The organism is Bacillus sp. DU-106 (assembly GCF_004799705.1).
Classification (GTDB): domain Bacteria; phylum Bacillota; class Bacilli; order Bacillales; family Bacillaceae_G; genus Bacillus_A; species Bacillus_A cereus.
On record NZ_CP026607.1, the window covers coordinates 307,501 to 333,799 of the forward strand.

A 26,299-nucleotide genomic window follows, 5' to 3' on the forward strand; every position below is an offset into this window, starting at 1 on the left:
ACCGGAGCGCTAGCTTCGGTGGAGGCGCTGGTGGGATACCGCCCTGACTGTATTGAAATTCTAACCTACGGGTCTTATCGACCCGGGAGACAGTGTCAGGTGGGCAGTTTGACTGGGGCGGTCGCCTCCTAAAGTGTAACGGAGGCGCCCAAAGGTTCCCTCAGAATGGTTGGAAATCATTCGTAGAGTGCAAAGGCATAAGGGAGCTTGACTGCGAGACCTACAAGTCGAGCAGGGACGAAAGTCGGGCTTAGTGATCCGGTGGTTCCGCATGGAAGGGCCATCGCTCAACGGATAAAAGCTACCCCGGGGATAACAGGCTTATCTCCCCCAAGAGTCCACATCGACGGGGAGGTTTGGCACCTCGATGTCGGCTCATCGCATCCTGGGGCTGTAGTCGGTCCCAAGGGTTGGGCTGTTCGCCCATTAAAGCGGTACGCGAGCTGGGTTCAGAACGTCGTGAGACAGTTCGGTCCCTATCCGTCGTGGGCGTAGGAAATTTGAGAGGAGCTGTCCTTAGTACGAGAGGACCGGGATGGACGCACCGCTGGTGTACCAGTTGTTCTGCCAAGGGCATAGCTGGGTAGCTATGTGCGGAAGGGATAAGTGCTGAAAGCATCTAAGCATGAAGCCCCCCTCAAGATGAGATTTCCCATAGCGTAAGCTAGTAAGATCCCTGAAAGATGATCAGGTTGATAGGTTCGAGGTGGAAGCATGGTGACATGTGGAGCTGACGAATACTAATAGATCGAGGACTTAACCATATAATATGTAGCAAATGTTATCTAGTTTTGAAGGAATATGCCTTCATAGTTTGGTGATGATGGCAGAGAGGTCACACCCGTTCCCATACCGAACACGGAAGTTAAGCTCTCTAGCGCCGATGGTAGTTGGGACCTTGTCCCTGTGAGAGTAGGACGTCGCCAAGCAAGAACCTAAGTTATTTTGACTTAGGTTTTTTTGTGTTTATTTTTATTTACCGAATGCTATAATCCGTAAATTTAATAAAGCTACAGACGAAAAAAGAATGAAGTAGAGACTCTTTAAAATAATAGTAATGATTTTTTGTGTTCCTGATTTTCCTAATGTCGCTAAAGTAATACTTAAAATAGGACACATTATTTCTATCATAAGTATATATTTTAAATAATGAGATGCTATAAATAAATATTTAATAATTACAGAAATTACTGCAATAGAGAAAAATAAATAGGATAATAGCCAAGTTCTTTCTTTAACAGTTATCCTCCTTAGAAATTAAATCGTTATAATAATACAAGAGTGTATATATTTTGATTAAAAACATACTGAAGTGCTATTTAAACGATAAATACATAAAATAGATCTCTAGAAATATATATTCTAATTCCCTTTTCTTCTTGTATATAGTTGCAATTCTTCTTTTGAATATAACTAAAACACGAACGTTATTGACTGCTAATAAAAAAACATTCGATTATTTATTGACATTGTTTATGAAATATTGTTAATATAGCCATAGAAACAATAATATAAGACCTCATATAATCGCGGGGATATGGCCTGCAAGTCTCTACCTAACGACCGTTATTCGTTAGACTATGAGGGAAAGTCACTCGGTATTTTTCTATTCACAAGGGATACGTATGCCTGAGTAGAGCGCTTTCTCTCATAGTAAAAGAGAAACTGTTCTATTTCAGGCTTTTTTTATTTGAATCGGGGGGATTCTAATATGAAATCACTAGTTGGAGTCATAATGGGAAGTACGTCAGACTGGGAAACAATGAAATATGCTTGTGACATTTTAGATGAATTAAATATACCGTATGAGAAAAAAGTTGTATCCGCTCATCGGACTCCGGATTATATGTTTGAATATGCAGAGACGGCTCGTGAACGTGGATTGAAAGTTATTATTGCTGGAGCTGGTGGAGCAGCACATTTACCAGGAATGGTTGCAGCGAAGACAAATCTTCCTGTAATTGGAGTTCCAGTTCAATCAAAAGCATTAAACGGCTTAGATTCATTATTATCCATCGCCCAAATGCCAGGAGGTGTTCCAGTTGCAACTGTTGCAATTGGTAAAGCCGGTTCAACGAATGCTGGATTACTTGCCGCACAAATACTTGGATCATTTCATGATGATATACATGATGCATTAGAATTGAGACGAGAAGCGATTGAAAAAGATGTGCGTGAAGGTAGTGAGCTAGTATGACGAGAATCATTTTACCTGGAAAAACAATCGGTATTATTGGAGGCGGCCAGCTAGGAAGAATGATGGCATTGGTAGCTAAGGAGATGGGATATAAAATTGCTGTTTTAGATCCTACAAAGCATTCGCCATGTGCACAAGTTGCTGATATTGAAATTGTTGCACCATATGATGATTTAAAAGCAATTCAGCATTTAGCAGAGATAAGTGATGTTGTCACATATGAATTTGAGAATATTGATTATAGATGTTTACAATGGCTTGAAAAACATGCGTACTTACCACAAGGTAGTCAGTTGTTAAATACAACACAAAATCGTTTTACAGAAAAGAATGCGATTGAGAAGGCTGGGTTACCAGTAGCAACGTATAGATTAGTTCAAAATCAAGATCAGCTTACAGAAGCAATTGCTGGGTTATCATTCCCTTCCGTCTTAAAAACGACGACAGGTGGATATGATGGGAAAGGACAAGTTGTTTTAAGAAGTGAAGCTGATGTTGAGGCAGCAAGAAATCTTGTGGATAAAGCAGAATGTATTTTAGAGAAATGGGTGCCTTTTGAAAAAGAAGTATCAGTTATTGTGATTCGTAGTGTAAGTGGTGAAACAAAAGTGTTTCCAGTAGCAGAAAATATTCATGTAAATAACATTTTACATGAATCTATCGTTCCAGCTCGCATTACAGAAGAGCTTTCTCAAAAAGCAATTGCGTATGCAAAGGTACTTGCGGATGAATTAGAACTTGTGGGAACACTAGCTGTAGAGATGTTTGCTACAGATAATGGTGAGATTTATATTAATGAATTAGCGCCAAGACCTCACAATTCAGGACACTATACACAGGATGCATGTGAAACGAGTCAATTTGGTCAACATATTCGAGCAATCTGTAATTTACCTCTAGGAGAAACAAATTTGTTAAAACCAGTTGTCATGGTAAACATTTTAGGCGAACATATAGAAGGGGTCCTAAGACAAGTGAATAGATTAACCGGGTGCTATTTACACTTGTATGGAAAAGAAGAAGCAAAAGCACAGCGAAAAATGGGGCATGTTAATATTTTAAATGATAATATTGAAGTCGCTCTAGAAAAAGCGAAGAGTTTGCATATTTGGGACCATCAAGAACAACTGTTGGAGGGAAAAAGATGATTAGTCGTTATACACGCCCTGAAATGGGTGCGATTTGGACGGAAGAGAACAAATTTAAAGCGTGGTTAGAAGTTGAGATTTTAGCTTGTGAAGCATGGGCTGAGCTTGGCGATATTCCAAAAGAAGATGTTAAAAAAATTCGTGAACATGCATCATTTGATATTGATCGTATTTATGAAATTGAAAAAGAAACACGTCATGACGTAGTTGCATTCACTCGTGCTGTATCAGAAACGCCAGCATTAGGCGAAGAACGTAAATGGGTTCATTACGGTTTAACATCTACAGATGTAGTAGATACAGCATTATCTTACATCTTAAAACAAGCGAATGAAATTATATTAAAAGACTTAGAGAACTTTGTAAGCATTTTAGCTAACAAAGCGAAAGAGCATAAATACACAATCATGATGGGAAGAACACACGGTGTTCATGCAGAACCAACGACATTTGGTTTAAAACTTGGTCTTTGGTATGAAGAGATGAAACGTAACGTAGAGCGTTTCAAACAAGCTGCTGATACAGTTCGTGTTGGTAAACTATCTGGTGCGGTTGGTACATATGCAAATATCGATCCATTCGTAGAAAAATATGTTTGTGAAAATTTAGGATTAGAAGCAGCACCAATTTCAACACAAACATTGCAACGTGATCGTCACGCACACTACATGTCAACACTTGCACTAATTGCAACATCTATCGAAAAGATGGCAGTTGAGATTCGTGGTTTACAAAAGAGTGAAACACGTGAAGTTGAAGAAGCTTTCGCAAAAGGTCAAAAGGGTTCTTCTGCAATGCCACATAAACGTAATCCAATTGGTTCTGAAAATATGACTGGTTTAGCTCGTGTTATCCGCGGTTATATGATGACAGCTTACGAAAATGTTCCATTATGGCATGAGCGTGACATTTCTCACTCTTCGGCAGAACGTGTAATTTTACCAGATGCTACAATCGCATTAAATTACATGTTAAATCGCTTTGGTAATATCGTTAAAAACTTAACTGTATACCCAGAGAATATGAAACGTAATATGACAAGAACATACGGCTTAATTTATTCTCAGCGCGTAATGCTTACACTAATCGACAAAGGTATGGTACGTGAAGAAGCTTATGATATCGTACAGCCTAAAGCGATGGAAGCTTGGGAAACACAAGTACAATTTAAAGAGCTTGTAGAAGCTGATGAGCGTATTACAAGCAAGTTAACACAAGAAGAGATTAATGAATGCTTCAACTATGAGCATCATATGCAACACGTTGATACAATCTTTGAACGCCTTGGATTAAACGAAGCGTAAAATTTCATATGGCACAGAATAGAGTCATTCTGTGCCATTCTTTATAAAAATATTATTCACATTTTTCAAACTACAGGGGGCTTGCGAAATGCAAAAGCTAGAATTGCTGTATGAAGGTAAGGCAAAAAGAATTTATCGTACAGAATCAGCAGATATGGTTTGGGTAGAGTACAAAGATAGTGCGACTGCTTTCAATGGGGAGAAAAAAGAGACGATTACAGGAAAAGGTCGTTTGAACAATGAAATTACAACTTTATTGTTCAGAAAGTTACAAGAAGTGGGAATTAAAACACATTTTGTTGAGAAGTTATCTGAAACAGAACAACTTGTTAAAAAAGTGAGTATTATTCCTTTAGAAGTTGTCACAAGAAATGTAATTGCAGGAAGTCTTTCAAAACGATTAGGAATGGAAGAGGGAACTGTACTTGCAGAACCAATCGTAGAATTTTACTTCAAAGATGATGATTTAGGAGATCCGCTTGTAACGGAAGATCATATTCGTGTATTAAACGTTGCATCGCCAGAGCAAGTAAGTGTATTACGAGATATGGCTCTACAAATCAATCAAGTGTTGATTGATCATTTCGCAAGCTGTCGTGTAAGATTAGTAGATTTCAAATTAGAGTTTGGTGTAACGGAAGAAGGAGAAATCATTTTAGCGGATGAAATTTCACCAGATACTTGCCGTTTATGGGATGAAACGAGCAATGAAAAGTTTGATAAAGATGTATTCCGTCGTGATCTTGGAAATTTAACAGATGCTTATGAAGAGATTTTAAAACGTTTAGGGGGAATTTCACATGTATAAAGTTAAGGTATATGTAACATTAAGAGAAAGCGTATTAGATCCACAAGGAACAGCAGTAAAAGGAGCACTTCATAGTCTTTCATTCACAGAAGTACAAGACGTTCGAATCGGAAAGTACATGGAACTAACAATTGATAAATCTGTATCTGATTTAGATAGCAAGGTAAAAGAAATGTGTGAAAAACTATTAGCGAACGTTGTAATGGAAGACTTCCGTTATGAAGTTGAGGAGGTTGTCGCACAGTGAAATTTGCCGTAATAGTATTTCCGGGTTCGAACTGTGATGTCGATATGTTCCATGCAATTAAAGATGAGCTTGGCGAAGAAGTAGATTACGTTTGGCACGATACAGAGAATTTAGATGAATATGATGCAATTCTACTACCAGGTGGATTTTCTTATGGTGACTACTTACGCTGCGGTGCTATCTCTCGCTTTGCTAATGCAATGAAAGCAGTGCAAAAAGCTGCTGAGCAAGGAAAGCCGATTTTAGGTGTATGTAATGGATTCCAGATTCTTGTTGAATCAGGATTACTACCAGGAGCGTTAATAAGAAACGAAAACTTAAAATTTATGTGTCGCACTGTTCAGTTACGTGTTGAAAATAATGAAACGATGTTTACATCACAATATGAAAAAGATGAAATAATTAATATTCCAATCGCGCATGGTGAGGGGAATTACTATTGTGATGAAGCGACTCTTAAACAATTAGAAGAGAACAATCAAATCGCATTCCGTTACGTAGAAAACCCTAACGGTAGCGTTTCAGATATTGCTGGTATTGTAAATGAAAAAGGAAATGTACTTGGTATGATGCCGCACCCAGAGCGTGCTGTAGATGAATTACTTGGCGGTGCTGAAGGGTTAAAAGTCTTTCAATCTATCTTAAAACAGTGGAGGGAAACATATGTCGTTAATGCTTGAACCAAATCCAACACAAATTAAAGAAGAGCGTATATATGCGGAAATGGGGCTAACAGACGAAGAGTTTGCCATGGTTGAAAAGATTTTAGGTCGTCTGCCAAATTATACAGAAACAGGGTTATTCTCTGTAATGTGGTCTGAACATTGTAGTTATAAAAATTCAAAACCAGTTCTTCGTAAGTTTCCAACTACAGGTGAGCGCGTTCTGCAAGGACCTGGAGAAGGTGCTGGAATTGTAGATATCGGTGATAATCAAGCAGTTGTATTTAAAATGGAAAGTCATAACCATCCTTCAGCTATTGAACCATATCAAGGAGCTGCAACAGGTGTTGGTGGTATTATTCGTGACGTATTCTCTATGGGAGCACGCCCGGTAGCTCTATTAAACTCACTTCGTTTCGGTGAATTACAGTCACCACGTGTGAAATATTTATTCGAAGAAGTAGTAGCAGGAATTGCAGGATACGGTAACTGCATCGGTATTCCGACTGTTGGCGGCGAAGTACAATTTGATCCATGTTATGAAGGAAATCCACTTGTAAATGCAATGTGCGTAGGTTTGATTAACCACGAAGACATTAAAAAAGGGCAAGCGCACGGTGCTGGTAACACAGTAATGTACGTAGGAGCATCAACTGGTCGTGACGGTATTCACGGTGCAACATTCGCGTCGGAAGAACTATCTGAAAGCTCAGAAGCGAAACGTCCAGCGGTTCAAGTAGGGGATCCATTTATGGAAAAGCTTCTTATTGAAGCGTGTTTAGAATTAATTCAATCCGATGCACTTGTTGGAATTCAAGATATGGGTGCGGCTGGTTTAACATCATCATCTGCAGAAATGGCAAGTAAAGCAGGAATGGGTATTGAAATGTACTTAGATGATGTACCACAGCGTGAAACAGGAATGACACCATATGAAATGATGCTATCTGAATCACAAGAGCGTATGTTAATTGTCGTGAAAAAAGGTAGAGAACAAGAAATAGTAGATTTATTTGAGAAGTATGGTCTTGCAGCGGTTACGATGGGGAAAGTAACAGAAGATAAAATGCTTCGTTTATTCCATAAAGGTGAAAAGGTAGCTGAAGTTCCAGCAGATGCTTTAGCAGAAGAAGCACCAATTTATCATAAGCCATCAAAAGAAGCAGCATACTTTGCTGAATTCCAAGCAATGAAAATGGAAACGCCAAAAGTAGAAAATTATAAAGAAACGTTATTCGCTTTATTACAGCAACCAACAATTGCAAGTAAAGAGTGGGTATACGATCAATACGATTACCAAGTTCGCACAAGCACAGTTGTTACGCCAGGTTCAGATGCTGCAGTTGTACGTGTACGCGGTACAGAAAAAGGATTAGCAATGACGACAGATTGTAACTCTCGCTACATTTATCTAGACCCAGAGATGGGCGGTAAAATTGCAGTAGCAGAGGCAGCGCGTAATATCGTATGTTCTGGCGGAGAGCCACTTGCAATTACAGATTGCTTAAACTTCGGTAACCCAGAAAAACCAGAAATCTTCTGGCAAATTGAGAAATCAGTAGACGGTATGAGTGAAGCTTGTCGCACATTACAAACACCAGTTATCGGCGGAAACGTATCGATGTATAACGAGCGTAGTGGTGAAGCTGTATATCCAACACCAACTGTTGGGATGGTCGGACTTGTGCATGACTTAAAACATGTAACAACACAAGAGTTTAAGCAAGCTGGTGATTTAGTGTATGTAATTGGTGAGACGAAAGCTGAGTTTGGCGGAAGTGAATTACAGAAAATGATTCACGGCAAAATTTTCGGTCAATCACCAAGTATCGATTTAGATGTAGAATTAAAACGCCAAAAACAAGTATTAGAAGCAATTCAAGCTGGTCTTGTTCAATCTGCACATGATGTTGCTGAAGGTGGTTTAGCAGTTGCGATTTCAGAAAGTGCAATTGGTGCTAAAGGCTTAGGTGCTACTGTGAAATTAGATGGAGAAGCAACAGCAGCATTATTCGCTGAATCACAGTCTCGCTTCGTGATAACTGTAAAACGTGAAAATAAAGAGGCGTTTGAGAAAGTGGTAGAAGCAATCCAAGTTGGAGAAGTAACAAGTACAAATGAAGTAACAATTCATAATGAAGAAAATGAAGTATTACTTACAGCAAATGTAGATGAAATGAGAAAGGCTTGGAAAGGGGCAATCCCATGCTTGCTGAAATAAAGGGGTTAAACGAAGAATGTGGCGTTTTCGGAATTTGGGGGCATGAAAATGCAGCACAAGTTTCATACTACGGATTGCACAGTTTACAGCACCGTGGGCAAGAAGGCGCAGGCATTGTCGTAAATAATGGGGAAAAAATCGTCGGTCACAAGGGGTTAGGTTTAATATCAGAAGTGTTTTCAAGAGGTGAGCTAGAAGGATTAAATGGAAAATCAGCGATCGGACATGTACGATATGCAACAGCTGGTGGAAGTGAAGTTGCTAACGTTCAACCATTGTTGTTCCGTTTTTCCGATCATAGTATGGCGTTAGCTCATAACGGAAATTTAATTAACGCAAAAATGCTTCGTCGTGAATTAGAAGCAGAGGGCAGTATTTTTCAAACTAGTTCAGATACAGAAGTACTTTTACATCTTATTAAACGTAGTACAAAAGATTCTTTAATTGAAAGTGTAAAAGAAGCTTTAAACAAAGTGAAAGGTGCGTTTGCGTATCTTTTACTAACTGGAAATGAAATGATCGTTGCATTAGATCCGAATGGGTTCCGTCCGCTTTCAATTGGAAAGATGGGGGATGCTTACGTTGTAGCATCTGAAACATGTGCTTTTGATGTAGTAGGTGCAACATACATTCGCGATGTAGAACCGGGTGAATTACTTATCATTAATGATGAAGGAATTCACGTAGATCGTTTCACAAACGATGTAGAACATGCAATTTGTAGTATGGAATACATTTACTTTGCACGACCAGATTCTAATATTGCTGGTGTTAACGTCCATGCAGCACGTAAGAATATGGGGAAACGTTTAGCGGCAGAAGCTCCTATTGAAGCAGATGTTGTTACTGGTGTACCAGACTCTAGTATTTCAGCTGCGATTGGCTATGCGGAGGCGACAGGTATTCCATATGAGTTAGGATTAATTAAAAATCGTTACGTTGGACGTACGTTTATTCAACCTTCTCAAGAACTGCGCGAGCAAGGGGTTAAGATGAAGCTTTCCGCAGTAAGAGGTGTAGTTGAAGGGAAACGAGTTGTTATGATTGATGACTCTATCGTAAGAGGAACGACAAGTAAACGAATTGTTCGTATGCTTCGTGAAGCTGGAGCGACAGAAGTTCACGTAAGAATTGCTTCACCACCTCTGAAATATCCATGTTTCTATGGCATTGATATTCAAACGAGAAAAGAATTAATTGCAGCAAATCATACAGTAGAAGAAATCCGTGAAATGATCGGAGCAGATTCTTTAACATTTTTAAGTGAAGATGGATTAGTAGATGCAATTGGACGTCCATATGAAGGGAAATATGGCGGCCTATGCATGGCTTACTTTAATGGGGACTATCCAACAGCTCTTTATGATTATGAGCAAGAGCTTTTAGAAAGCATGAAATAAGAAAAGTGAGAAAAGCTTCTACTTCTTTTGATGTAGGAGCTAGATCCTTTCTTAAAATAGCCCGCCCTGGATGGGGAGAAATTAAAAGACGAGGTGTAAATAACGATGGCGAATGCATATAAGCAAGCAGGAGTAGATATTGAAGCTGGATATGAAGCGGTATCTCGCATGAAAAAACACGTACAAACAACTATGAGAAAAGAAGTACTAGGCGGTTTAGGCGGTTTTGGAGGTATGTTTGATCTATCAAAATTTGCATTAGAAGAACCTGTATTAGTATCTGGAACAGATGGCGTGGGAACGAAATTGATGCTCGCTTTTATGGCAGATAAACATGACACAATTGGTATTGATGCAGTAGCAATGTGTGTAAATGATATTGTTGTCCAAGGAGCAGAGCCGCTTTTCTTCCTTGATTATATTGCTTGTGGTAAAGCTGAACCTAGTAAAATTGAAAACATCGTCAAAGGTATATCAGAGGGCTGTCGCCAAGCTGGTTGTGCATTAATCGGTGGAGAAACAGCTGAAATGCCAGGAATGTATTCTACGGAAGAATATGATTTAGCTGGTTTTACAGTTGGGATTGTTGATAAAAAGAAAATTGTAACAGGTGAAAAGATTGAAGCTGGTCACGTGCTAATTGGCTTAGCATCTAGCGGTATTCATAGCAATGGTTACTCTTTAGTACGAAAAGTGTTATTAGAAGATGGGGAACTATCTTTAGAGCGTATTTATGGCCGCTTAGAACTACCTCTTGGTGAAGAATTATTAAAACCAACGAAAATTTATGTCAAACCTATTTTAGAACTATTGAAGAAACATGAAGTATACGGTATGGCGCATATTACAGGTGGTGGATTTATTGAAAATATTCCACGCATGTTGCCAGAAGGAATCGGTGCTGAGATTGAACTAGGATCTTGGGAAATTCAGCCGATCTTTAGTTTGCTTCAAGAAGTTGGAAAACTGGAAGAGAAAGAAATGTTCAATATTTTTAACATGGGTATTGGTATGGTAGTAGCAGTGAAGGAAGAAGATGCAAAAGATGTTGTTCGTCTTCTTGAAGAGCAAGGAGAAATGGCTCGTATTATTGGACGTACTATACAAGGAGCTGGCGTTACTTTTAATGGGGGCACAGCACTATGAGTAGATTAGCAGTTTTTGCTTCTGGAAGTGGATCTAACTTTCAATCTCTCGTTAATGCGGTAGAAGAAAAAAGATTGGATGCAGAAATTAGTTTATTAGTATGTGATAAACCAGAAGCACGAGCTGTTGGACGGGCAAATTATCATCATATTCCGTGTTTTGCTTTTTCAGCGAAAGCATATGAGTCAAAAGAAGCGTTTGAAAAAGAGATATTAAAGAAGCTAGAAGAATATGAAATTGATTATGTTATTTTAGCTGGATATATGCGTTTAATCGGGCCGACGTTACTAGAAGCATACGGCGGGAAGATTATTAATATTCATCCATCATTACTACCGAGCTTTCCGGGTAAAGATGCTGTCGGTCAAGCGTTAGAAGCAGGTGTGAAAGTAACTGGAGTAACAATTCATTATGTAGATGCAGGTATGGATACAGGGCCAATTATTGCACAAGAAGCAGTGGTTGTTTCTGAAGGGGATACGAGAGAAAGCTTACAAAAGAAAATTCAACAAGTTGAACATAAATTATACGTAAATACAGTGAATCAAATTGTTCAGTCTGTGAAAGAATCAACTGTTAACTAACATACAACCAGGGGTGAAGGATAAATGAAAAAGCGTGCATTAGTAAGTGTTTCAGATAAAACAGGAGTAGTAGAATTTGTTAAAGGGTTACTAGAACAAGGGATTGAAGTTATTTCAACAGGTGGTACGAAAAAGTTACTAGAAGAAAATGGCTTACAAGTAATCGGCATTTCTGAAGTAACTGGTTTCCCTGAAATTATGGATGGCCGTGTGAAAACATTACATCCAAATATTCATGGTGGTCTATTAGCAGTTCGTGATAATGAAACACATGTAACACAAATGAATGAGTTAGGTATAGAGCCAATTGACTTTGTTGTTGTTAACTTATACCCATTTAAAGAAACAATCGCTAAGCCTGATGTAACATTTGCTGATGCAATTGAAAATATTGATATCGGTGGCCCAACAATGATTCGCTCTGCTGCGAAAAATCATAAATTCGTATCGGTAATTGTAGATCCAGTAGATTATGATATTGTGTTAGCAGAACTGAAAGAGAACGGTGAAGTAGCAGAGGAAACAAAACGTAAACTAGCAGCGAAAGTATTCCGTCATACAGCAGCGTATGATGCGTTAATTTCTAACTACTTAACAGAGCAAATGGGTGAAGAAAGTCCAGAAACATTAACTGTGACATTTGAGAAAAAGCAAGACTTACGCTATGGCGAGAACCCACATCAAAAGGCAACTTTCTATAAAGCGCCATTCGCAGCAACTTCTTCTGTTGCATACGCAGAACAATTACACGGTAAAGAATTATCGTATAACAATATTAATGATGCAGACGCAGCACTTAGCATCGTAAAAGAATTTACAGAACCAGCAGTAGTAGCAGTAAAACATATGAATCCATGTGGTGTTGGAGTAGGAACTGATATTCACGAAGCATATACTCGCGCTTATGAAGCAGATCCAGTATCAATTTTCGGCGGTATTATTGCAGCAAATCGTGAAATTGATAAAGCTACAGCAGAAAAGTTACATGAAATTTTCTTAGAAATTGTTATCGCACCTTCGTTCTCGCAAGAAGCTTTAGAAGTGTTACAAAGTAAGAAGAACTTACGTTTATTAACTATAAATATTGAAAAAGCGACAAGTGCAAGCAAAAAACTAACTTCTGTACAAGGTGGACTTCTCGTTCAAGAAGAAGATACGTTATCATTAGATGAAAGTACAATTTCAATTCCAACGAAACGTGAACCTTCAGAGCAAGAATGGAAAGATTTAAAACTAGCTTGGAAAGTTGTAAAACATGTGAAATCAAACGCAATTGTTTTAGCGAAAGATGACATGACAATTGGCGTCGGTGCGGGACAGATGAACCGTGTAGGTTCTGCAAAAATCGCAATTACACAAGCTGGTGAAAAAGCACAAGGTAGCGCACTTGCATCTGATGCTTTCTTCCCAATGCCAGATACATTAGAAGAAGCAGCAAAAGCAGGAATTACAGCAATCATTCAACCAGGCGGATCAATCCGTGATGAAGATTCTATTAAAGTGGCAGATACTTATGGGATTGCTATGGTGTTCACTGGCGTACGTCATTTCAAACACTAATAGAGGATGTTTAAAAAGTCCGGTCGAGATAACCTTTTATTGATATGAAAAAGCAAACTAGGAGCATAGCTTCTAGTTTGTACTTATTTAATTATTGGGGGATGAAATATGAATGTTTTAGTAATTGGCCGCGGTGGTCGTGAGCATGCTTTAGCTTGGAAGTTTGCACAATCTAAAAAAGTAGAAAAGGTATATGTAGCACCAGGTAATGAAGGTATGAGAGATGTTGCAACACCAGTTGATATTGATGAAAATGATTTTGATGCATTAGTTTTATTTGCAAAAGAGAATAATGTTGAGTTAACTTTCGTTGGACCAGAAATTCCGCTTATGAATGGAATTGTTGATTGTTTTAAAGAAGAGGGACTTCGCGTATTTGGTCCGAATAAAGCGGCTGCTGTTATTGAAGGTAGTAAAGCTTTTACAAAAGAGCTTATGAAAAAGTATGATATTCCAACTGCGGCGTACGAAACTTTTACAGATTATGAAGAAGCAGTACAGTACATTCAAAAAGTTGGTGCACCAATCGTTATTAAAGCTGACGGCCTAGCTGCGGGTAAAGGGGTAACGGTAGCAATGACGCTTGAAGAGGCATTACAAGCTGTGAAAGAAATGCTACAAGATGTGAAATTCGGCGCGGCAAGTAAGAAGATCGTTATTGAAGAGTTTTTAGATGGACAAGAATTTTCATTAATGGCATTCGTGAATGGAACAACTGTACATCCAATGGTAATCGCCCAAGATCATAAAAGAGCTTTTGATGGTGATAAAGGTCCAAATACGGGCGGAATGGGTGCATATTCTCCAGTACCACAAATTCCAGAATCAGCAGTTCAAGAAGCGATTCAAACCGTATTACATCCAACTGCTAAGGCGATGATTGCAGAAAACCGTTCGTTTACAGGTATTTTATACGCAGGTCTTATTTTAACAAATGATGGTCCGAAGGTAATTGAATTTAATGCACGCTTCGGTGATCCTGAAACAGAAGTTGTATTACCTCGCTTAGAAAATGATTTAGTTGACGTATGTAACGCTGTATTAGATGAAAGTGAACTAACGTTCCAATGGTCAGAAGAAGCTGTAATCGGTGTTGTACTTGCTTCTAAAGGATATCCAGAAGCATATAAAAAAGGTGATATTATTAGTGGACTAGATGCACTGCAAGATGTGATTGTTTTCCATGCAGGTACAGCAATGAAACATGGGGACTTTGTAACGAACGGTGGCCGTGTATTATTTGTTGCTTGTAAGGCAAATAGTTTACAAGAAGCAAAAGATAAAGTATATAAAGAAATCGGTAAAATTGAGAGTGATGGTCTATTTTATCGAAGTGATATAGGATATCGTGCAATTGGGCATGAGATGACGAAAAGTTAATATGTAAAAATCCCGCTGAGGAATCAGCGGGATTTTTTATGCATCTTTATCTTTTTTTAATTTCCCTTTTTGCTTTGCCATTTCTCGAAGTAAATACTCGATGTGTGCATTGACGCTACGAAATTCATCATTTGCCCATTTTTCGATGACTGCGTGTAATTCAGGATCAATACGTAATGGAAAGCTTTTCTTTTTAGCCATAATTACTTATAGCCCTTAGTATAGGCTTCCTGTATTAATAACTGGTTGCGCACCTTTATCTGAAACGATGGCAACTAATAAGTTGTTTACCATATTTGCTTTACGCTCGTCATCGAGTTCTAGTACGCCTTCTTCATCTAACATATGGATGGAATCTTTCGCCATCTTCACAGCACCTTCAACAATTTCTTTTCTAGCAGCTAATACTGCTTTTGCTTGCTGGCGTTGTAGCATTGCATGGGCAATTTCTGTTGCGTAAGCTAAGTGCGTTAAACGAGTTTCTAATACTTCTACACCAGCAATTTCAAGACGCGCCTCTAATTCACGTTTTAATTCTTCAGAGATTTCTTCAGTATTTCCGCGTAACGTAACGCAGGTTTCATCTTGGAAATTGTCATAAGGATATTTTGTTGCAACATGGCGGATTGCCGTTTCGCTTTGAATTTCTACAAATCGATCATAATGTTCAACACCAAACATTGCTTTTGCAGAATCAACAACTTTATATACGATAACAGCTGCAATTTCAATTGGATTTCCATCAACGTCATTTACTTTTAATTTTTTACTGTTAAAGTTTTCAACACGTAAAGATACAGTTTGACGGAATGCGAACGGAATCGTTAAAAATAAACCGTTTTGACGAATTGTTCCTAAATAATTACCGAAGAACGTAATAACCTTCGCTTGATTCGGTTGAACAATACCGATACCTGTAGCGAGAACTGCGGCTAATATAATAGTTAGTGCCGCTCCTATGAAAATTTCTTGTGCAAGGAAAAATACACCGATAGCAGCTAAAATCAAAATTCCAATAATACCGAGAAAACCATTTACATAAAATACTTGTTTTTCTTTCATATGATCGCCTCCTGATATAAAAATGATATCACTTTTATATCATTTTAAGCAAGAGGTATGCACCTAATTTTCTGAATTTTATTGATTGATATCTTTTATATACATTTTAAGGTCGAAAAAGAGAATGTACGTTCTGTTTTATGGTAAAATAAAGAAGACTTAACCGCCCACTGCAGCAGCTAAGTCCCTTTGAGAGCATCTTGCATCGTGACAAATGATTCAAAGCGGTTTTGCCAGGATTATATTTTCAATCGCTGACTCAATCTCTTTGTCAGAAGCGTCATAACTTCCTTTTGACTTTGGCTTGTCATGAGTGGAAGTTTGATTCACTTCTTCTTTAGCATGTCCTTTTTCAGCAAAATTCATGCTAGGCATTTTAAATGCCCCCATATTCATGTATTTTCCGAATTTCCACATTTCAACAACAGGGCAGAAACGAACAATTCCTTCTGCAACTTTCATTGCACCAATCCATAGAAAAATGTTAGACCAAGTGCACCACGGCTTGCGTACAAGTTTAGTTGCACTACATCCGAAGAGGACAAGCCCAAGTGTAATTCGAATTAGAGCGTTTATTGTCCCGATATTTTGCTTCATTAGAAAAACACTCCTTTTTATGAAAGTTGAAATAGATAATACTATTTCTTTTATTAGTATCCCGTTTGATTTTTGGGATATGTAATCCAACATTTGACGTGGAAAAAGATGTTGGAATGTGCGTGTGTGTAAGTAACTTTTTTTGTTATAATGAAAGAATGCATAAAAGGAACTTCAAAATTAAATCCTCTAGTTTAAAAAATATGGAAGAGGTAATTCCAAACTTAATTCTCCGTTTTAAACAAATATTTAAGATGAAGTTAAAACAATAATGATGAAAATAAACTGTTATTTTGAACAGAAATATATATAACTAGAGAAAAGGAAGGGTGTTTTCATGTACGATATTTCCGGATGGAAACATGTATTTAAGCTTGATCCAAATAAGGAGTTAAGCGATGAACATTTAGAAATGATTTGTGAGTCTGGAACTGATGCGGTTATTGTAGGCGGAAGTGATGGAGTTACAATTGATAACGTATTACACATGCTAGTTAGCATTCGTAGATATGCAGTTCCTTGTGTATTAGAGGTTTCTGATGTAGAAGCAATTACACCAGGATTTGATTTTTATTACATCCCAAGTGTTTTAAATAGCCGAAAAGTAGAATGGGTAACAGGTGTTCATCATGAGGCATTGAAAGAATTTGGGGATATTATGGACTGGGACGAAATTTTTATGGAAGGGTATTGTGTTTTAAATCCAGAAGCGAAAGTAGCCCAGCTTACAGAAGCGAAATGTGATTTAACAGAAGATGACGTTATTGCATATGCTCGTTTAGCAGACAAGTTATTACATTTACCGATATTTTATTTAGAATATAGCGGTACGTATGGAGATGTTGAACTTGTTAAAAATGTAAAAGCAGAATTGAAACAAGCTAAGTTATACTATGGCGGTGGTATTTCTAATGCAGAACAGGCGAAAGAAATGGCACAATATGCTGATACAGTAGTTGTTGGAAATATTATTTATGATGATATAAAATCGGCGTTAAAAACAGTTAAAGCAGTAAAAGGAGAGTAGGTGCAGGCGTATATGAGTATGACAGATAGATTATTAAACGGTTTAAATCCACAGCAACAAAAAGCAGTCCAAACAACGAATGGACCACTTCTATTAATGGCAGGTGCAGGTAGTGGTAAGACACGTGTGTTAACACATCGTATTGCGTATTTACTTGGTGAAAAAGGTGTAGCACCATGGAATGTACTAGCTATTACCTTCACAAATAAAGCAGCTCGTGAAATGCGTGAGCGTATTGATACACTTGTGGGACCAGAAGCAGAAGATATTTGGATTTCGACGTTCCACTCTATGTGTGTACGTATTTTACGACGGGATATCGATCGTATTGGTATTAATCGTAACTTTACAATCTTAGATTCAGGCGATCAGCTAACTGTAGTCAAAAAAATTATGAAAGAGCGCAATATTGATCCGAAGAAATTTGAGCCGCGCTCTATTTTAGCGGGTATTAGTAATGCGAAAAATGAACTGTTATCTGCGGATAAATATGCAAAAAAAATTACAATGGCTGATCCATATGAAAAATTAACGAGCGATGTATACACAGAGTATCAAAAACGTCTTTTGAAAAATAATTCATTAGACTTTGATGATTTAATTATGACCACGATTCAGTTATTTGAACGTGTTCCAGAAGTATTAGAGTTTTATCAGCGTAAGTTCCAATATATTCACGTTGATGAGTATCAAGATACGAACAAAGCGCAATATCTTCTTGTTAAACATTTGGCAGCGCGTTTTAAAAATCTTTGCGTTGTAGGTGACTCTGACCAGTCTATTTATCGCTGGCGTGGTGCAGATATTTCTAACATTTTGTCGTTCGAAAAAGACTATGAGAATGCACAAGTAATTTTGTTAGAACAAAACTATCGTTCGTCACAAAATATTTTAAATGCAGCGAATGCTGTTATTGAAAAAAATACGAATCGTAAGCCGAAGAAATTATGGACAGACAATCAAGTTGGAAGTAAAATCTCGTATTATCGTGCTGCAACTGAAAAGGACGAAGCGTATTTTGTTGCGAAAAAAATTCGTGACGATATTCAAATGGGGAAACGAAAATATACTGATTTTGCAGTGTTATATCGTACGAATGCTCAGTCTCGTATGGTCGAGGAGATTTTCCTTAAATCTAACATTCCGTACAAAATTGTCGGGGGTACGAAGTTCTACGACCGTAAAGAGATTAAAGATATTTTGGCGTACTTACGTTTAATCGGTAATCCAGATGATGAAATTAGTTTTGCACGTATTATTAACATGCCAAAGCGTGGTATTGGTGCGACTTCTATCGATAAAATTATTAATTACGGTGTGCAAAACGGAATTTCATTAACTGCTGTATTTGATGAAATTGAGCATGTTGGAGTAAGTGCAAAAATTACAAAGGCAGTAAAAGAATTTGCGAATTTATTAAATAACTGGGTAAATATGCAAGAGTATTTATCTGTTACAGAATTAGTAGAAGAAGTTATTGAAAAAACAGGCTATCGCGATATGTTGAAAAATGAACGTTCTTTAGAAGCGGAAGGTCGTTTAGAAAACTTAGACGAGTTCTTATCTGTTACGCAAACATTTGAATCTCAAAGCGAAGATAAGAGCCTTGTTGCATTCTTAACAGATTTAGCACTTGTTGCTGATATTGATCGTGTAGATGAAGACCCAACTGCTGGTGAAGAAGTTATTTTAATGACGATGCACTCAGCGAAAGGATTAGAGTTCCCGGTTGTGTTTATTGTTGGCTTAGAGGAAGGGATATTCCCTCATACTCGTTCTCTTATGGAAGAGGATGAAATGCAAGAAGAACGTCGTCTTGCTTATGTAGGTATTACCCGTGCAGAAGAAGAGCTATATTTATCTAACGCGCAAATGCGTACTTTATTTGGTAGAACAAGTATGAACGCTGCGTCTCGATTCATTACAGAAATCCCGACAGAACTAGTGGAATCATTAAATGAAACAGCGCCAAAGCGTGAAACATCGTTTGGTGCAAAAGGCAGAACGGCAAGTAGCGGCAAAACGACAATCACAACGACAACACGCTCTCGTTCAGCTTTCGCGCGCCCTGCAGCTAAGACGACAGGCGGCGAACAAATTGGCTGGGCAGTAGGAGATAAAGCTTCCCACCAAAAATGGGGAGTCGGTACAGTTGTAAGTGTAAAAGGTGAAGGTGATGCAAAAGAATTAGATATTGCATTCCCAAGCCCAATTGGTGTTAAACGTTTGTTAGCAAAATTTGCACCTGTGACGAAACAATAGAAAGGAATGAGGATATGTCAAAAGAGATAGCAAAAAAACGTATAGAAGAACTGCGTGATTTATTAAATACATTTAACTATCAATATCACGTATTAGACAATCCTTCTGTTTCTGATGCGGAATATGACCGTAATATGCAGGAGCTTATAAAATTAGAAGCAGAGAACCCAGAGTTTATGAGTGAAGATTCTCCCTCCGTTCGCGTTGGGGGGACTGTTCTTGATATATTTGAAAAAGTAACACATAAGTCACCAATGTTAAGTTTAGGAAATGCATTTAACGAAGGAGATTTACGTGATTTCGACAGAAGAGTACGTCAAGGAATTGATGGTGCGAATGTAAGATATATATGTGAATTAAAAATTGACGGGCTTGCCGTTTCGCTTCATTATGAAAAAGGACGCTTCATTCAAGGGGCGACACGTGGTGATGGTGTAACGGGTGAAGATATTACTCAAAATTTAAAAACGATTAAAGCTATCCCACTTCGTTTAAATGAAGAAGTAACGTTAGAAGCACGAGGCGAAGCTTATATGCCGAAGCGTTCATTCGTTAAACTAAATGAAGAAAAAGAGCAAAATGGAGAAGATGTATTTGCGAATCCGCGTAATGCAGCAGCAGGTTCAATACGTCAACTTGATCCGAAAATTGCAGCGAAGCGTAACTTATCTATGTTTGTGTATGGTCTTGCGAATGTAGAAGAAAAAACAATTCCATCACATAGTGAATCGCTTGATTTCTTAGGTGAACTTGGATTTAAGACAAATCCAAATCGCCGTACATGTGAAACAATTGAAGAAGTTATAGCTTATGTAGAAGAATGGCAAGAAAAACGTCCGCATCTTGATTATGAGATTGATGGAATCGTTATAAAAGTAGATGATGTTGCCCTTCAAGAAAGTCTAGGAACTACAGCGAAGAGTCCAAGATGGGCGATTGCTTATAAATTCCCGGCTGAAGAAGTTGTAACGAGATTAACAGGCATTGAATTAAGTGTTGGCCGAACAGGAGTTGTAACACCGACTGCAGAACTAGAGCCAGTGAGAGTTGCTGGTACGATTGTTCGTCGTGCTTCTTTACATAACGAAGATTTAATTCGTGAAAAAGACATTCGAATTGGTGACTACGTTGTTGTGAAGAAGGCTGGAGATATTATTCCTGAAGTTGTGAACGTTATTTTTGATAAGCGTACTGGTGAGGAAGAAGAATACCGCATGCCAACTCATTGTCCAGCATGTGAGAGTGAACTTGTTCGTTTAGAAGAAGAAGTAGCACTTCGTTGTATAAATCCAACTTGTCCTGCTCAAATTCGAGAAGGGTTAATCCATTTCGTTTCAAGAAATGCAATGAATATTGATGGACTTGGAGAACGTGTCATTACACAACTCTTTGATGCTGATTACATTCGTACATTTGCTGATTTATATGCATTGACGAAAGAGCAATTATTACAGTTAGAACGTTTTGGTGAAAAATCAGCAACAAACTTAATACAAGCAATTGAAAATTCTAAAGAAAACTCGTTAGAGCGATTATTATTTGGTCTTGGAATTCGCCACGTTGGAGCGAAAGCAGCACGTACATTTGCAGAGCACTTTGAAACGATGGATGAGCTTGTAAAAGCAACGGAAGAAGAACTAAAAGCAATTAATGAAATTGGCGAAAAAATGGCTCAATCTGTTGTGACATATTTTGATAATGAAGATGTATTAGAGTTATTACAGCAGTTTAAAGAGTATGGCGTGAATATGACATACAAAGGTATAAAAATTGCAGATTTACAAAATGTTGAATCTTACTTCGCAGGAAAAACGGTTGTTTTAACAGGTAAGCTAGAAGTTATGGGGCGAAGTGAAGCGAAGAAGAAGATTGAGGCATTAGGTGGAAAAGTAACGGGAAGTGTTAGTAAGAGTACGGATTTAGTTGTTGCAGGTGAAGCGGCTGGTTCGAAATTAGCACAAGCGGAGAAACATAATGTTGAGGTTTGGAATGAAGAGAGGTTCTTACAAGAGCTAAATAAGTAAGAGGTGCAAACTTACCATGAAAAAAATAGCATTAGCGGTATTAAGCCTTGGCCTACTTGTAAGTGGGTGTAGTGCAGGTGCCGACAAAGATGAAAAAGTGGCTGAGAAATCGGGGAAAGCAAAAGAACAATCAGTTGTTCCAAAATACGCTATTTCGGATGAATATTATAAGACGACTATTCCATTTGATGGTGGAAATGCACGTGGTTTAGTGGTGCAAGGGTTAAATAGTCGTCTTGATATAGATGAATTTGAAACAGGGTTAATGCGAATTGCAAAAGAATCATTTAGTACGAAAGATAATTTTTTAAAAGGCGGAAAAGCTCTAGATACTCAAACTATACAGATGCTTGTTAAAAGAAAACGTACAGATGCTGAACAAAAGGAACTAGAGGACAAATTAAAAAAAGATGCAGTTAAATTTCCTAATATAGGATTAAACCCTGCATTAGGAACAGGATCCGAATCACTAGAAGTGAAAAATAAAAAAAATCCAATATATATTTCAAATATTTTAGAGCATGATTATTATGTGAAAAAAGGCGATAACGGCGAGGAACGCGTTGGTATGGTAGTTGGATTAGCAATGAATTCTGTTCAATATTTTAACGAAGAGCATGGTTATCCACGTGAAGCTGCAATCCCGGATGAAAAGATGTTAGCTGAAGGGAAAAAAATGGCGCAAGAAATTTTGAAAGTCATACATCAAAAAGAACCTGAAACCAAAAATATTCCAATAACATTTGCGATTTATCGCCAAGCTCCAAAGTCTTCGCTCGTGCCAGGTAACTTTGTTTCTTATGCAAATGCCGAAAAAGGTAGTGAAACGGTTGAAGATTGGCAACAAATTAATGAAAAATATTATTTGTTCCCATCAGAGCAAGCGAAAACAGATAATAAACGTGAAGACCTTGCAAGAGTATCCAACTTTAAGGCAAAACTAAGCGATTATTTCCAAGGCGACTATACAGCTGTTATTGGTACTGGTATGTATAGAGATGATGAATTAAGAGAAATGAAGCTTGATATTCCTGTCCAGTTTAATGGAAAAGCTGAAATAGTTGGTTTTACACAATATGTGGCAGGGCTTGTTATGGAATACTTCCCGAATTATATGAAAGTACAAGTAACGATTAAATCTGTAGAACGCCCAGAAGCTATTATTATACGTGAAGCAAAACAAGATGAACCACTTGTGAAGATTTTAGATTAAATATGAAGGCTGTTCCTCTATGGAACAGCTTTTTTTCTTATGTAATTTTGTTATAATTTAAAATGTTGTAAAAAATAGGGGTAAGGGGTAAATCTCATGGAAGAATTAAGTTTTCAAGTCATTATTTTATTAATTGCATTCGGTTTTTTAGCAGCTTTTATTGATTCCGTTGTTGGAGGAGGAGGGTTAATTTCGCTTCCTGCGCTTATGTTTGTTGGCTTATCGCCAGCTTCGGCAATTGCAACGAATAAATTAGCGGCAACAATGGGGACGTTTACGAGTGCGATGTATTTTATTCGATCAGGAAAAGTTGATTTTAAAATTGTAGGAAAGTTAATCCCGTTAACTATTGTTGGAGCTGTTGCAGGTGCTTTAGTAGTAAAATTTATTCCACCGGATATTTTACGCCCATTAGTACTTGTAATGTTGGTATTTATTGCTATTTATATTATTGCAAAAAAGAATTGGGGAAGTGTGTCTACCTATAAGAAGATGACGCAAAGAAAAACATTAATATTTTTCTTTGCTATTTTAATGATAGGATTTTATGATGGATTTTTTGGACCAGGGACAGGGTCGTTTTTAATTTTTGCATTTTTATTAATTGGCTTGGATTTTATTCAAGCGGCAGCATCTGGAAAATTTTTGAACTTTGTTAGTAATATTGTATCTTTAATTACTTTTTTATTTTTAGATATAATTCATTTTGAATACGGTATTATCATGGGATTATCAATGATCTTAGGTGCTTATTTTGGATCGAAGTTTGCGGTTCAAAAAGGTGTTGGATATGTAAGGACTTTATTTTTATTAGTTACTATATTATTGATCGGGAAAAATGTTTTGGAATATACTCATATTTTGTAGATTCATACGCATGTATGAATCTCTTTTTTTTATTATATTTTAAAAATTTATTAATTTTTAAAATATAAGTCTAGGAATATTTGAATAAATCTAAATTATCGTGTAGAATAATGTTGTAAAATGTAAACGTTTTTCTAAGGGGAGGCTAAAAAAAATGGTAGTAGCATACAAACATGAGCCATTTACAGATTTTTCAGTGGAGGCTAACAAATTAGCGTTTGAAGAAGGTTTAAAGAAAGTAGAATCTTATCTTGGACAAGACTATCCATTAATTATTGGGGGAGAAAAAATCACTACAGAAGACAAAATTGTTTCTGTAAACCCTGCAAATAAAGAGGAACTTGTTGGTCGTGTTTCAAAAGCAAGCCGTGAGTTAGCTGAAAAAGCAATGCAAGTAGCGGATGAAACATTCCAAACTTGGAGAAAATCAAAGCCAGAAATGCGTGCAGACATTTTATTCCGTGCTGCAGCAATCGTTCGTCGCAGAAAACATGAATTCTCTGCTATTCTTGTAAAAGAAGCAGGTAAGCCATGGAATGAGGCAGATGCTGATACAGCAGAAGCAATCGACTTTATGGAATATTATGGTCGTCAAATGTTAAAATTAAAAGACGGTATTCCAGTAGAAAGCCGTCCAATTGAATATAATCGTTTCTCTTACATTCCATTAGGAGTAGGTGTTATCATTTCTCCTTGGAACTTCCCATTCGCAATTATGGCAGGTATGACAACAGCTGCTTTAGTTTCTGGTAACACAGTATTACTAAAACCAGCTAGTACAACTCCTGTAGTAGCAGCGAAATTTATGGAAGTATTAGAAGAAGCTGGCTTACCAGCTGGCGTAGTAAACTTCGTTCCAGGTAACGGTTCTGAAGTTGGTGACTACTTAGTAGATCATCCTCGTACACGTTTCGTAAGCTTCACGGGATCTCGTGATGTAGGTATCCGCATCTATGAGCGTGCAGCGAAAGTAAACCCAGGACAAATTTGGTTAAAACGTGTTATCGCTGAAATGGGCGGTAAAGATACAATCGTTGTTGATAAAGAAGCAGATCTTGAATTAGCAGCTAAGTCTATCGTTGCATCAGCATTCGGATTCTCAGGACAAAAATGTTCTGCATGTTCTCGTGCAGTAATCCATGAAGATGTATATGATCATGTATTAAATCGTGCTGTTGAATTAACAAAAGAATTAACAGTTGCTAACCCAGCAGTATTAGGTACAAACATGGGTCCTGTTAATGACCAAGCTGCATTCGATAAAGTAATGAGCTATGTTGCAATTGGTAAAGAAGAAGGTAGAATCTTAGCAGGTGGCGAAGGAGACGATTCAAAAGGCTGGTTCATCCAACCAACAATCGTTGCTGACGTTGCAGAAGATGCTCGCTTAATGAAAGAAGAAATCTTCGGACCAGTAGTAGCATTCTGTAAAGCGAAAGACTTCGATCATGCACTTGCAATTGCAAATAATACGGAATACGGTTTAACAGGTGCTGTTATTACTAACAACCGTGACCATATTGAAAAAGCACGCGAAGACTTCCACGTTGGTAACTTATACTTCAACCGTGGATGTACTGGTGCAATCGTAGGTTACCAACCATTCGGTGGCTTTAACATGTCTGGTACAGACTCTAAAGCTGGTGGACCTGATTACTTAGCACTTCACATGCAAGCAAAAACTACTTCTGAAACTTTATAAGAAATAGTAGAGGAGCTCTTCACAGAATGTGAAGAGCTCCTTTTAAAATTGAAATCCTATATATTACCATCGTTCGAAGGGAATGAGCTAAAACCTATTAATAGCGGGATAAACATGTGAACAGAAATAAAATGATGAGAAAAGTTGACTTATTAGTCATATTTTTTAGTATTCATTTTGAGAATTTCCTGTATAATACAATTTGAAAGAAAATCTATGGTTCGACAAGGAACACTCCTTTCGGTTTTGCTCACTGAAAGGAGTGTTTTTTTATGTAGCTAAAAATTCTTGCGTGCTTATTACATTTGCATATACGCCATTTAAACTAGCTAAAATTGTATTGTGAATGTAAACAGCTGGTATAGTAGCGTTCTTAAAAGACAGGTCTTTTGTAGCACAAGCATCATGTATAACGGTACATTGAAAGCCAAAATCGAATGCAGCCCTTACTGTAGCATCGATACACATATGAGTCATCATCCCACATACAACGACATGTTCAATATTTAAACGTTTTAATTGCTCTAGAAGATTAGTTTCTCGGAAGCTATTTGGATAATGTTTGACTATAACTGTTTCTTCTCTAAGTGGACGTACGCTTTCGTGAATATGTACACCTTCTGTATTAGGTAGGAAAAAAGTAGCGTCATCTTTTATAGCTACGTGTTGGATATGAAAAATAGGTTCGCTGTTTGTTCTAAAGTGTTGTAATAACTGATTAGCATATTCGCTTGCTTCTACTGGATTACGCAATTCCATCTTTCCATTTGGAAAATAATCGTTTTGAATATCGATGAGTAAAAGAGCTGTTTTCATATATTTATCTTCCTCCGAGTTTCATATTCAAATAAATTTATTCAATTCGTAGAGAAGATTCTCCTGTTTAAA

At 37.6% G+C, this 26,299-nt stretch carries 22 protein-coding genes, 2 rRNA genes, 1 pseudogene and 1 riboswitch (1 of these 26 cut by a window edge); of the genes and pseudogenes, 20 read left to right on the top strand and 5 right to left on the bottom strand.

Annotation, left to right across the window (positions count from 1 at the left end; all coding sequences use genetic code 11):
* Both C3Y97_RS01710 and rrf read left to right on the top strand, forming a co-directional pair.
* Positions 1–764: ribosomal RNA gene (locus C3Y97_RS01710) — 23S ribosomal RNA — on the top strand; it begins 2,158 nt to the left of the window's first position.
* 49 nt (positions 765–813) lie between these two features.
* Positions 814–929 (top strand): 5S ribosomal RNA (gene rrf / locus C3Y97_RS01715).
* 43 nt (positions 930–972) lie between these two features.
* Here rrf and C3Y97_RS27990 read toward each other — a convergent pair.
* Positions 973–1,245, bottom strand: coding sequence for a hypothetical protein (locus C3Y97_RS27990; RefSeq protein ID WP_078214846.1), 273 nt, complete (start codon positions 1,243–1,245; stop codon positions 973–975).
* Between the two features lie 254 nt (positions 1,246–1,499).
* A riboswitch (purine riboswitch) is annotated at positions 1,500–1,601 on the top strand.
* 110 nt (positions 1,602–1,711) lie between these two features.
* Between C3Y97_RS27990 and purE the strand changes: the two genes are divergently transcribed.
* The 12 genes from purE (at position 1,712) to purD (ending at position 14,657) form a co-directional block, all read left to right on the top strand.
* Positions 1,712–2,197 carry a 5-(carboxyamino)imidazole ribonucleotide mutase gene (purE, locus tag C3Y97_RS01725; protein ID WP_000839365.1) on the top strand — a complete coding sequence of 162 codons (486 nt, stop codon included), beginning with the start codon at positions 1,712–1,714 and terminating at the stop codon, positions 2,195–2,197.
* The gene (purK, locus tag C3Y97_RS01730; protein WP_000196809.1) at positions 2,194–3,345 is read left to right on the top strand and encodes a 5-(carboxyamino)imidazole ribonucleotide synthase; all 1,152 of its coding nucleotides are present in this window, start codon (positions 2,194–2,196) and stop codon (positions 3,343–3,345) included. The genes purE and purK overlap by 4 nt, the downstream gene beginning before the upstream one ends.
* On the top strand, positions 3,342–4,649 hold the full coding sequence (gene purB, locus C3Y97_RS01735; RefSeq protein WP_000625682.1) for an adenylosuccinate lyase: 1,308 nt from the start codon (positions 3,342–3,344) through the stop codon (positions 4,647–4,649). Before purK ends, purB begins: the two co-directional genes overlap by 4 nt.
* An 88-nt stretch (positions 4,650–4,737) precedes the next feature.
* Positions 4,738–5,457: a phosphoribosylaminoimidazolesuccinocarboxamide synthase gene (gene purC, locus C3Y97_RS01740; protein WP_001170544.1), complete on the top strand. Its 720-nt coding sequence runs from the start codon at positions 4,738–4,740 to the stop codon at positions 5,455–5,457.
* Positions 5,450–5,704: a phosphoribosylformylglycinamidine synthase subunit PurS gene (gene purS / locus C3Y97_RS01745; protein WP_000278823.1), complete on the top strand. Its 255-nt coding sequence runs from the start codon at positions 5,450–5,452 to the stop codon at positions 5,702–5,704. Before purC ends, purS begins: the two co-directional genes overlap by 8 nt.
* Positions 5,701–6,384: a phosphoribosylformylglycinamidine synthase subunit PurQ gene (purQ, locus tag C3Y97_RS01750; protein ID WP_000666774.1), complete on the top strand. Its 684-nt coding sequence runs from the start codon at positions 5,701–5,703 to the stop codon at positions 6,382–6,384. Before purS ends, purQ begins: the two co-directional genes overlap by 4 nt.
* On the top strand, positions 6,368–8,587 hold the full coding sequence (gene purL, locus C3Y97_RS01755; RefSeq protein WP_000055564.1) for a phosphoribosylformylglycinamidine synthase II: 2,220 nt from the start codon (positions 6,368–6,370) through the stop codon (positions 8,585–8,587). Before purQ ends, purL begins: the two co-directional genes overlap by 17 nt.
* On the top strand, positions 8,572–9,987 hold the full coding sequence (gene purF / locus C3Y97_RS01760) for an amidophosphoribosyltransferase (RefSeq protein ID WP_000879025.1): 1,416 nt from the start codon (positions 8,572–8,574) through the stop codon (positions 9,985–9,987). The genes purL and purF overlap by 16 nt, the downstream gene beginning before the upstream one ends.
* Positions 9,988–10,092: 105 nt before the next feature.
* The gene (gene purM / locus C3Y97_RS01765; RefSeq protein WP_001262439.1) at positions 10,093–11,133 is read left to right on the top strand and encodes a phosphoribosylformylglycinamidine cyclo-ligase; all 1,041 of its coding nucleotides are present in this window, start codon (positions 10,093–10,095) and stop codon (positions 11,131–11,133) included.
* Positions 11,130–11,717 carry a phosphoribosylglycinamide formyltransferase gene (gene purN / locus C3Y97_RS01770; RefSeq protein WP_000088589.1) on the top strand — a complete coding sequence of 196 codons (588 nt, stop codon included), beginning with the start codon at positions 11,130–11,132 and terminating at the stop codon, positions 11,715–11,717. Before purM ends, purN begins: the two co-directional genes overlap by 4 nt.
* A gap of 24 nt (positions 11,718–11,741) precedes the next feature.
* Positions 11,742–13,277, top strand: a complete 1,536-nt coding sequence (purH, locus tag C3Y97_RS01775) for a bifunctional phosphoribosylaminoimidazolecarboxamide formyltransferase/IMP cyclohydrolase (RefSeq protein WP_088362278.1) — start codon at positions 11,742–11,744, stop codon at positions 13,275–13,277.
* A 108-nt stretch (positions 13,278–13,385) separates the two neighbouring features.
* Positions 13,386–14,657: a phosphoribosylamine--glycine ligase gene (gene purD, locus C3Y97_RS01780; protein WP_098212901.1), complete on the top strand. Its 1,272-nt coding sequence runs from the start codon at positions 13,386–13,388 to the stop codon at positions 14,655–14,657.
* 36 nt (positions 14,658–14,693) lie between these two features.
* Here purD and C3Y97_RS01785 read toward each other — a convergent pair whose 3' ends face one another.
* The 3 genes from C3Y97_RS01785 to C3Y97_RS01795 form a co-directional block, all read right to left on the bottom strand.
* Entirely contained in the window at positions 14,694–14,858 is a 165-nt protein-coding gene (locus C3Y97_RS01785; RefSeq protein ID WP_001085171.1) for a type II toxin-antitoxin system antitoxin, read from the bottom strand.
* Positions 14,859–14,873: 15 nt separating this feature from the next.
* Positions 14,874–15,719, bottom strand: coding sequence for an SPFH domain-containing protein (locus tag C3Y97_RS01790; protein WP_000660669.1), 846 nt, complete (start codon positions 15,717–15,719; stop codon positions 14,874–14,876).
* 219 nt (positions 15,720–15,938) lie between these two features.
* The gene (locus C3Y97_RS01795) at positions 15,939–16,316 is read right to left on the bottom strand and encodes a YgaP family membrane protein (protein WP_000812346.1); all 378 of its coding nucleotides are present in this window, start codon (positions 16,314–16,316) and stop codon (positions 15,939–15,941) included.
* A gap of 337 nt (positions 16,317–16,653) precedes the next feature.
* Between C3Y97_RS01795 and pcrB the strand changes: the two genes are divergently transcribed.
* The 6 genes from pcrB (at position 16,654) to pruA (ending at position 25,411) form a co-directional block, all read left to right on the top strand.
* Positions 16,654–17,343, top strand: coding sequence for a heptaprenylglyceryl phosphate synthase (gene pcrB, locus C3Y97_RS01805; RefSeq protein WP_000272099.1), 690 nt, complete (start codon positions 16,654–16,656; stop codon positions 17,341–17,343).
* Positions 17,344–17,355: 12 nt separating this feature from the next.
* Positions 17,356–19,605 carry a DNA helicase PcrA gene (gene pcrA / locus C3Y97_RS01810; protein WP_002164784.1) on the top strand — a complete coding sequence of 750 codons (2,250 nt, stop codon included), beginning with the start codon at positions 17,356–17,358 and terminating at the stop codon, positions 19,603–19,605.
* Positions 19,606–19,619: 14 nt separating this feature from the next.
* Complete coding sequence (ligA, locus tag C3Y97_RS01815; RefSeq protein WP_000031450.1) at positions 19,620–21,629, top strand: NAD-dependent DNA ligase LigA; 2,010 nt, start codon at positions 19,620–19,622, stop codon at positions 21,627–21,629.
* 16 nt (positions 21,630–21,645) lie between these two features.
* Complete coding sequence (locus C3Y97_RS01820) at positions 21,646–22,842, top strand: CamS family sex pheromone protein (protein WP_000717030.1); 1,197 nt, start codon at positions 21,646–21,648, stop codon at positions 22,840–22,842.
* Between the two features lie 96 nt (positions 22,843–22,938).
* Entirely contained in the window at positions 22,939–23,709 is a 771-nt protein-coding gene (locus C3Y97_RS01825) for a TSUP family transporter (RefSeq protein ID WP_121868411.1), read from the top strand.
* A 154-nt stretch (positions 23,710–23,863) separates the two neighbouring features.
* Positions 23,864–25,411: an L-glutamate gamma-semialdehyde dehydrogenase gene (gene pruA / locus C3Y97_RS01830; protein WP_000259555.1), complete on the top strand. Its 1,548-nt coding sequence runs from the start codon at positions 23,864–23,866 to the stop codon at positions 25,409–25,411.
* 250 nt (positions 25,412–25,661) lie between these two features.
* Here the strand turns inward: pruA and C3Y97_RS01835 are convergent.
* Positions 25,662–26,227, bottom strand: a pseudogene (locus C3Y97_RS01835) (cysteine hydrolase family protein).
* Between the last annotated feature and the right edge of the window lie 72 nt (positions 26,228–26,299).

Excerpts from the sequence above, each read along its gene's own strand:
- purE (WP_000839365.1), top strand. The coding sequence starts at position 1,712 with ATGAAATCACTAGTTGGAGTCATAATGGGAAGTACGTCAGACTGGGAA.
- purK (WP_000196809.1), top strand. The coding sequence starts at position 2,194 with ATGACGAGAATCATTTTACCTGGAAAAACAATCGGTATTATTGGAGGC.
- purB (WP_000625682.1), top strand. The coding sequence starts at position 3,342 with ATGATTAGTCGTTATACACGCCCTGAAATGGGTGCGATTTGGACGGAA.
- purC (WP_001170544.1), top strand. The coding sequence starts at position 4,738 with ATGCAAAAGCTAGAATTGCTGTATGAAGGTAAGGCAAAAAGAATTTAT.
- purS (WP_000278823.1), top strand. The coding sequence starts at position 5,450 with ATGTATAAAGTTAAGGTATATGTAACATTAAGAGAAAGCGTATTAGAT.
- purL (WP_000055564.1), top strand. The coding sequence starts at position 6,368 with ATGTCGTTAATGCTTGAACCAAATCCAACACAAATTAAAGAAGAGCGT.
- purF (WP_000879025.1), top strand. The coding sequence starts at position 8,572 with ATGCTTGCTGAAATAAAGGGGTTAAACGAAGAATGTGGCGTTTTCGGA.
- purM (WP_001262439.1), top strand. The coding sequence starts at position 10,093 with ATGGCGAATGCATATAAGCAAGCAGGAGTAGATATTGAAGCTGGATAT.
- purN (WP_000088589.1), top strand. The coding sequence starts at position 11,130 with ATGAGTAGATTAGCAGTTTTTGCTTCTGGAAGTGGATCTAACTTTCAA.
- purH (WP_088362278.1), top strand. The coding sequence starts at position 11,742 with ATGAAAAAGCGTGCATTAGTAAGTGTTTCAGATAAAACAGGAGTAGTA.
- purD (WP_098212901.1), top strand. The coding sequence starts at position 13,386 with ATGAATGTTTTAGTAATTGGCCGCGGTGGTCGTGAGCATGCTTTAGCT.
- C3Y97_RS01785 (WP_001085171.1), bottom strand. The coding sequence starts at position 14,858 with ATGGCTAAAAAGAAAAGCTTTCCATTACGTATTGATCCTGAATTACAC.
- C3Y97_RS01790 (WP_000660669.1), bottom strand. The coding sequence starts at position 15,719 with ATGAAAGAAAAACAAGTATTTTATGTAAATGGTTTTCTCGGTATTATT.
- C3Y97_RS01795 (WP_000812346.1), bottom strand. The coding sequence starts at position 16,316 with ATGAAGCAAAATATCGGGACAATAAACGCTCTAATTCGAATTACACTT.
- pcrB (WP_000272099.1), top strand. The coding sequence starts at position 16,654 with ATGTACGATATTTCCGGATGGAAACATGTATTTAAGCTTGATCCAAAT.
- pcrA (WP_002164784.1), top strand. The coding sequence starts at position 17,356 with ATGAGTATGACAGATAGATTATTAAACGGTTTAAATCCACAGCAACAA.
- ligA (WP_000031450.1), top strand. The coding sequence starts at position 19,620 with ATGTCAAAAGAGATAGCAAAAAAACGTATAGAAGAACTGCGTGATTTA.
- C3Y97_RS01820 (WP_000717030.1), top strand. The coding sequence starts at position 21,646 with ATGAAAAAAATAGCATTAGCGGTATTAAGCCTTGGCCTACTTGTAAGT.
- C3Y97_RS01825 (WP_121868411.1), top strand. The coding sequence starts at position 22,939 with ATGGAAGAATTAAGTTTTCAAGTCATTATTTTATTAATTGCATTCGGT.
- pruA (WP_000259555.1), top strand. The coding sequence starts at position 23,864 with ATGGTAGTAGCATACAAACATGAGCCATTTACAGATTTTTCAGTGGAG.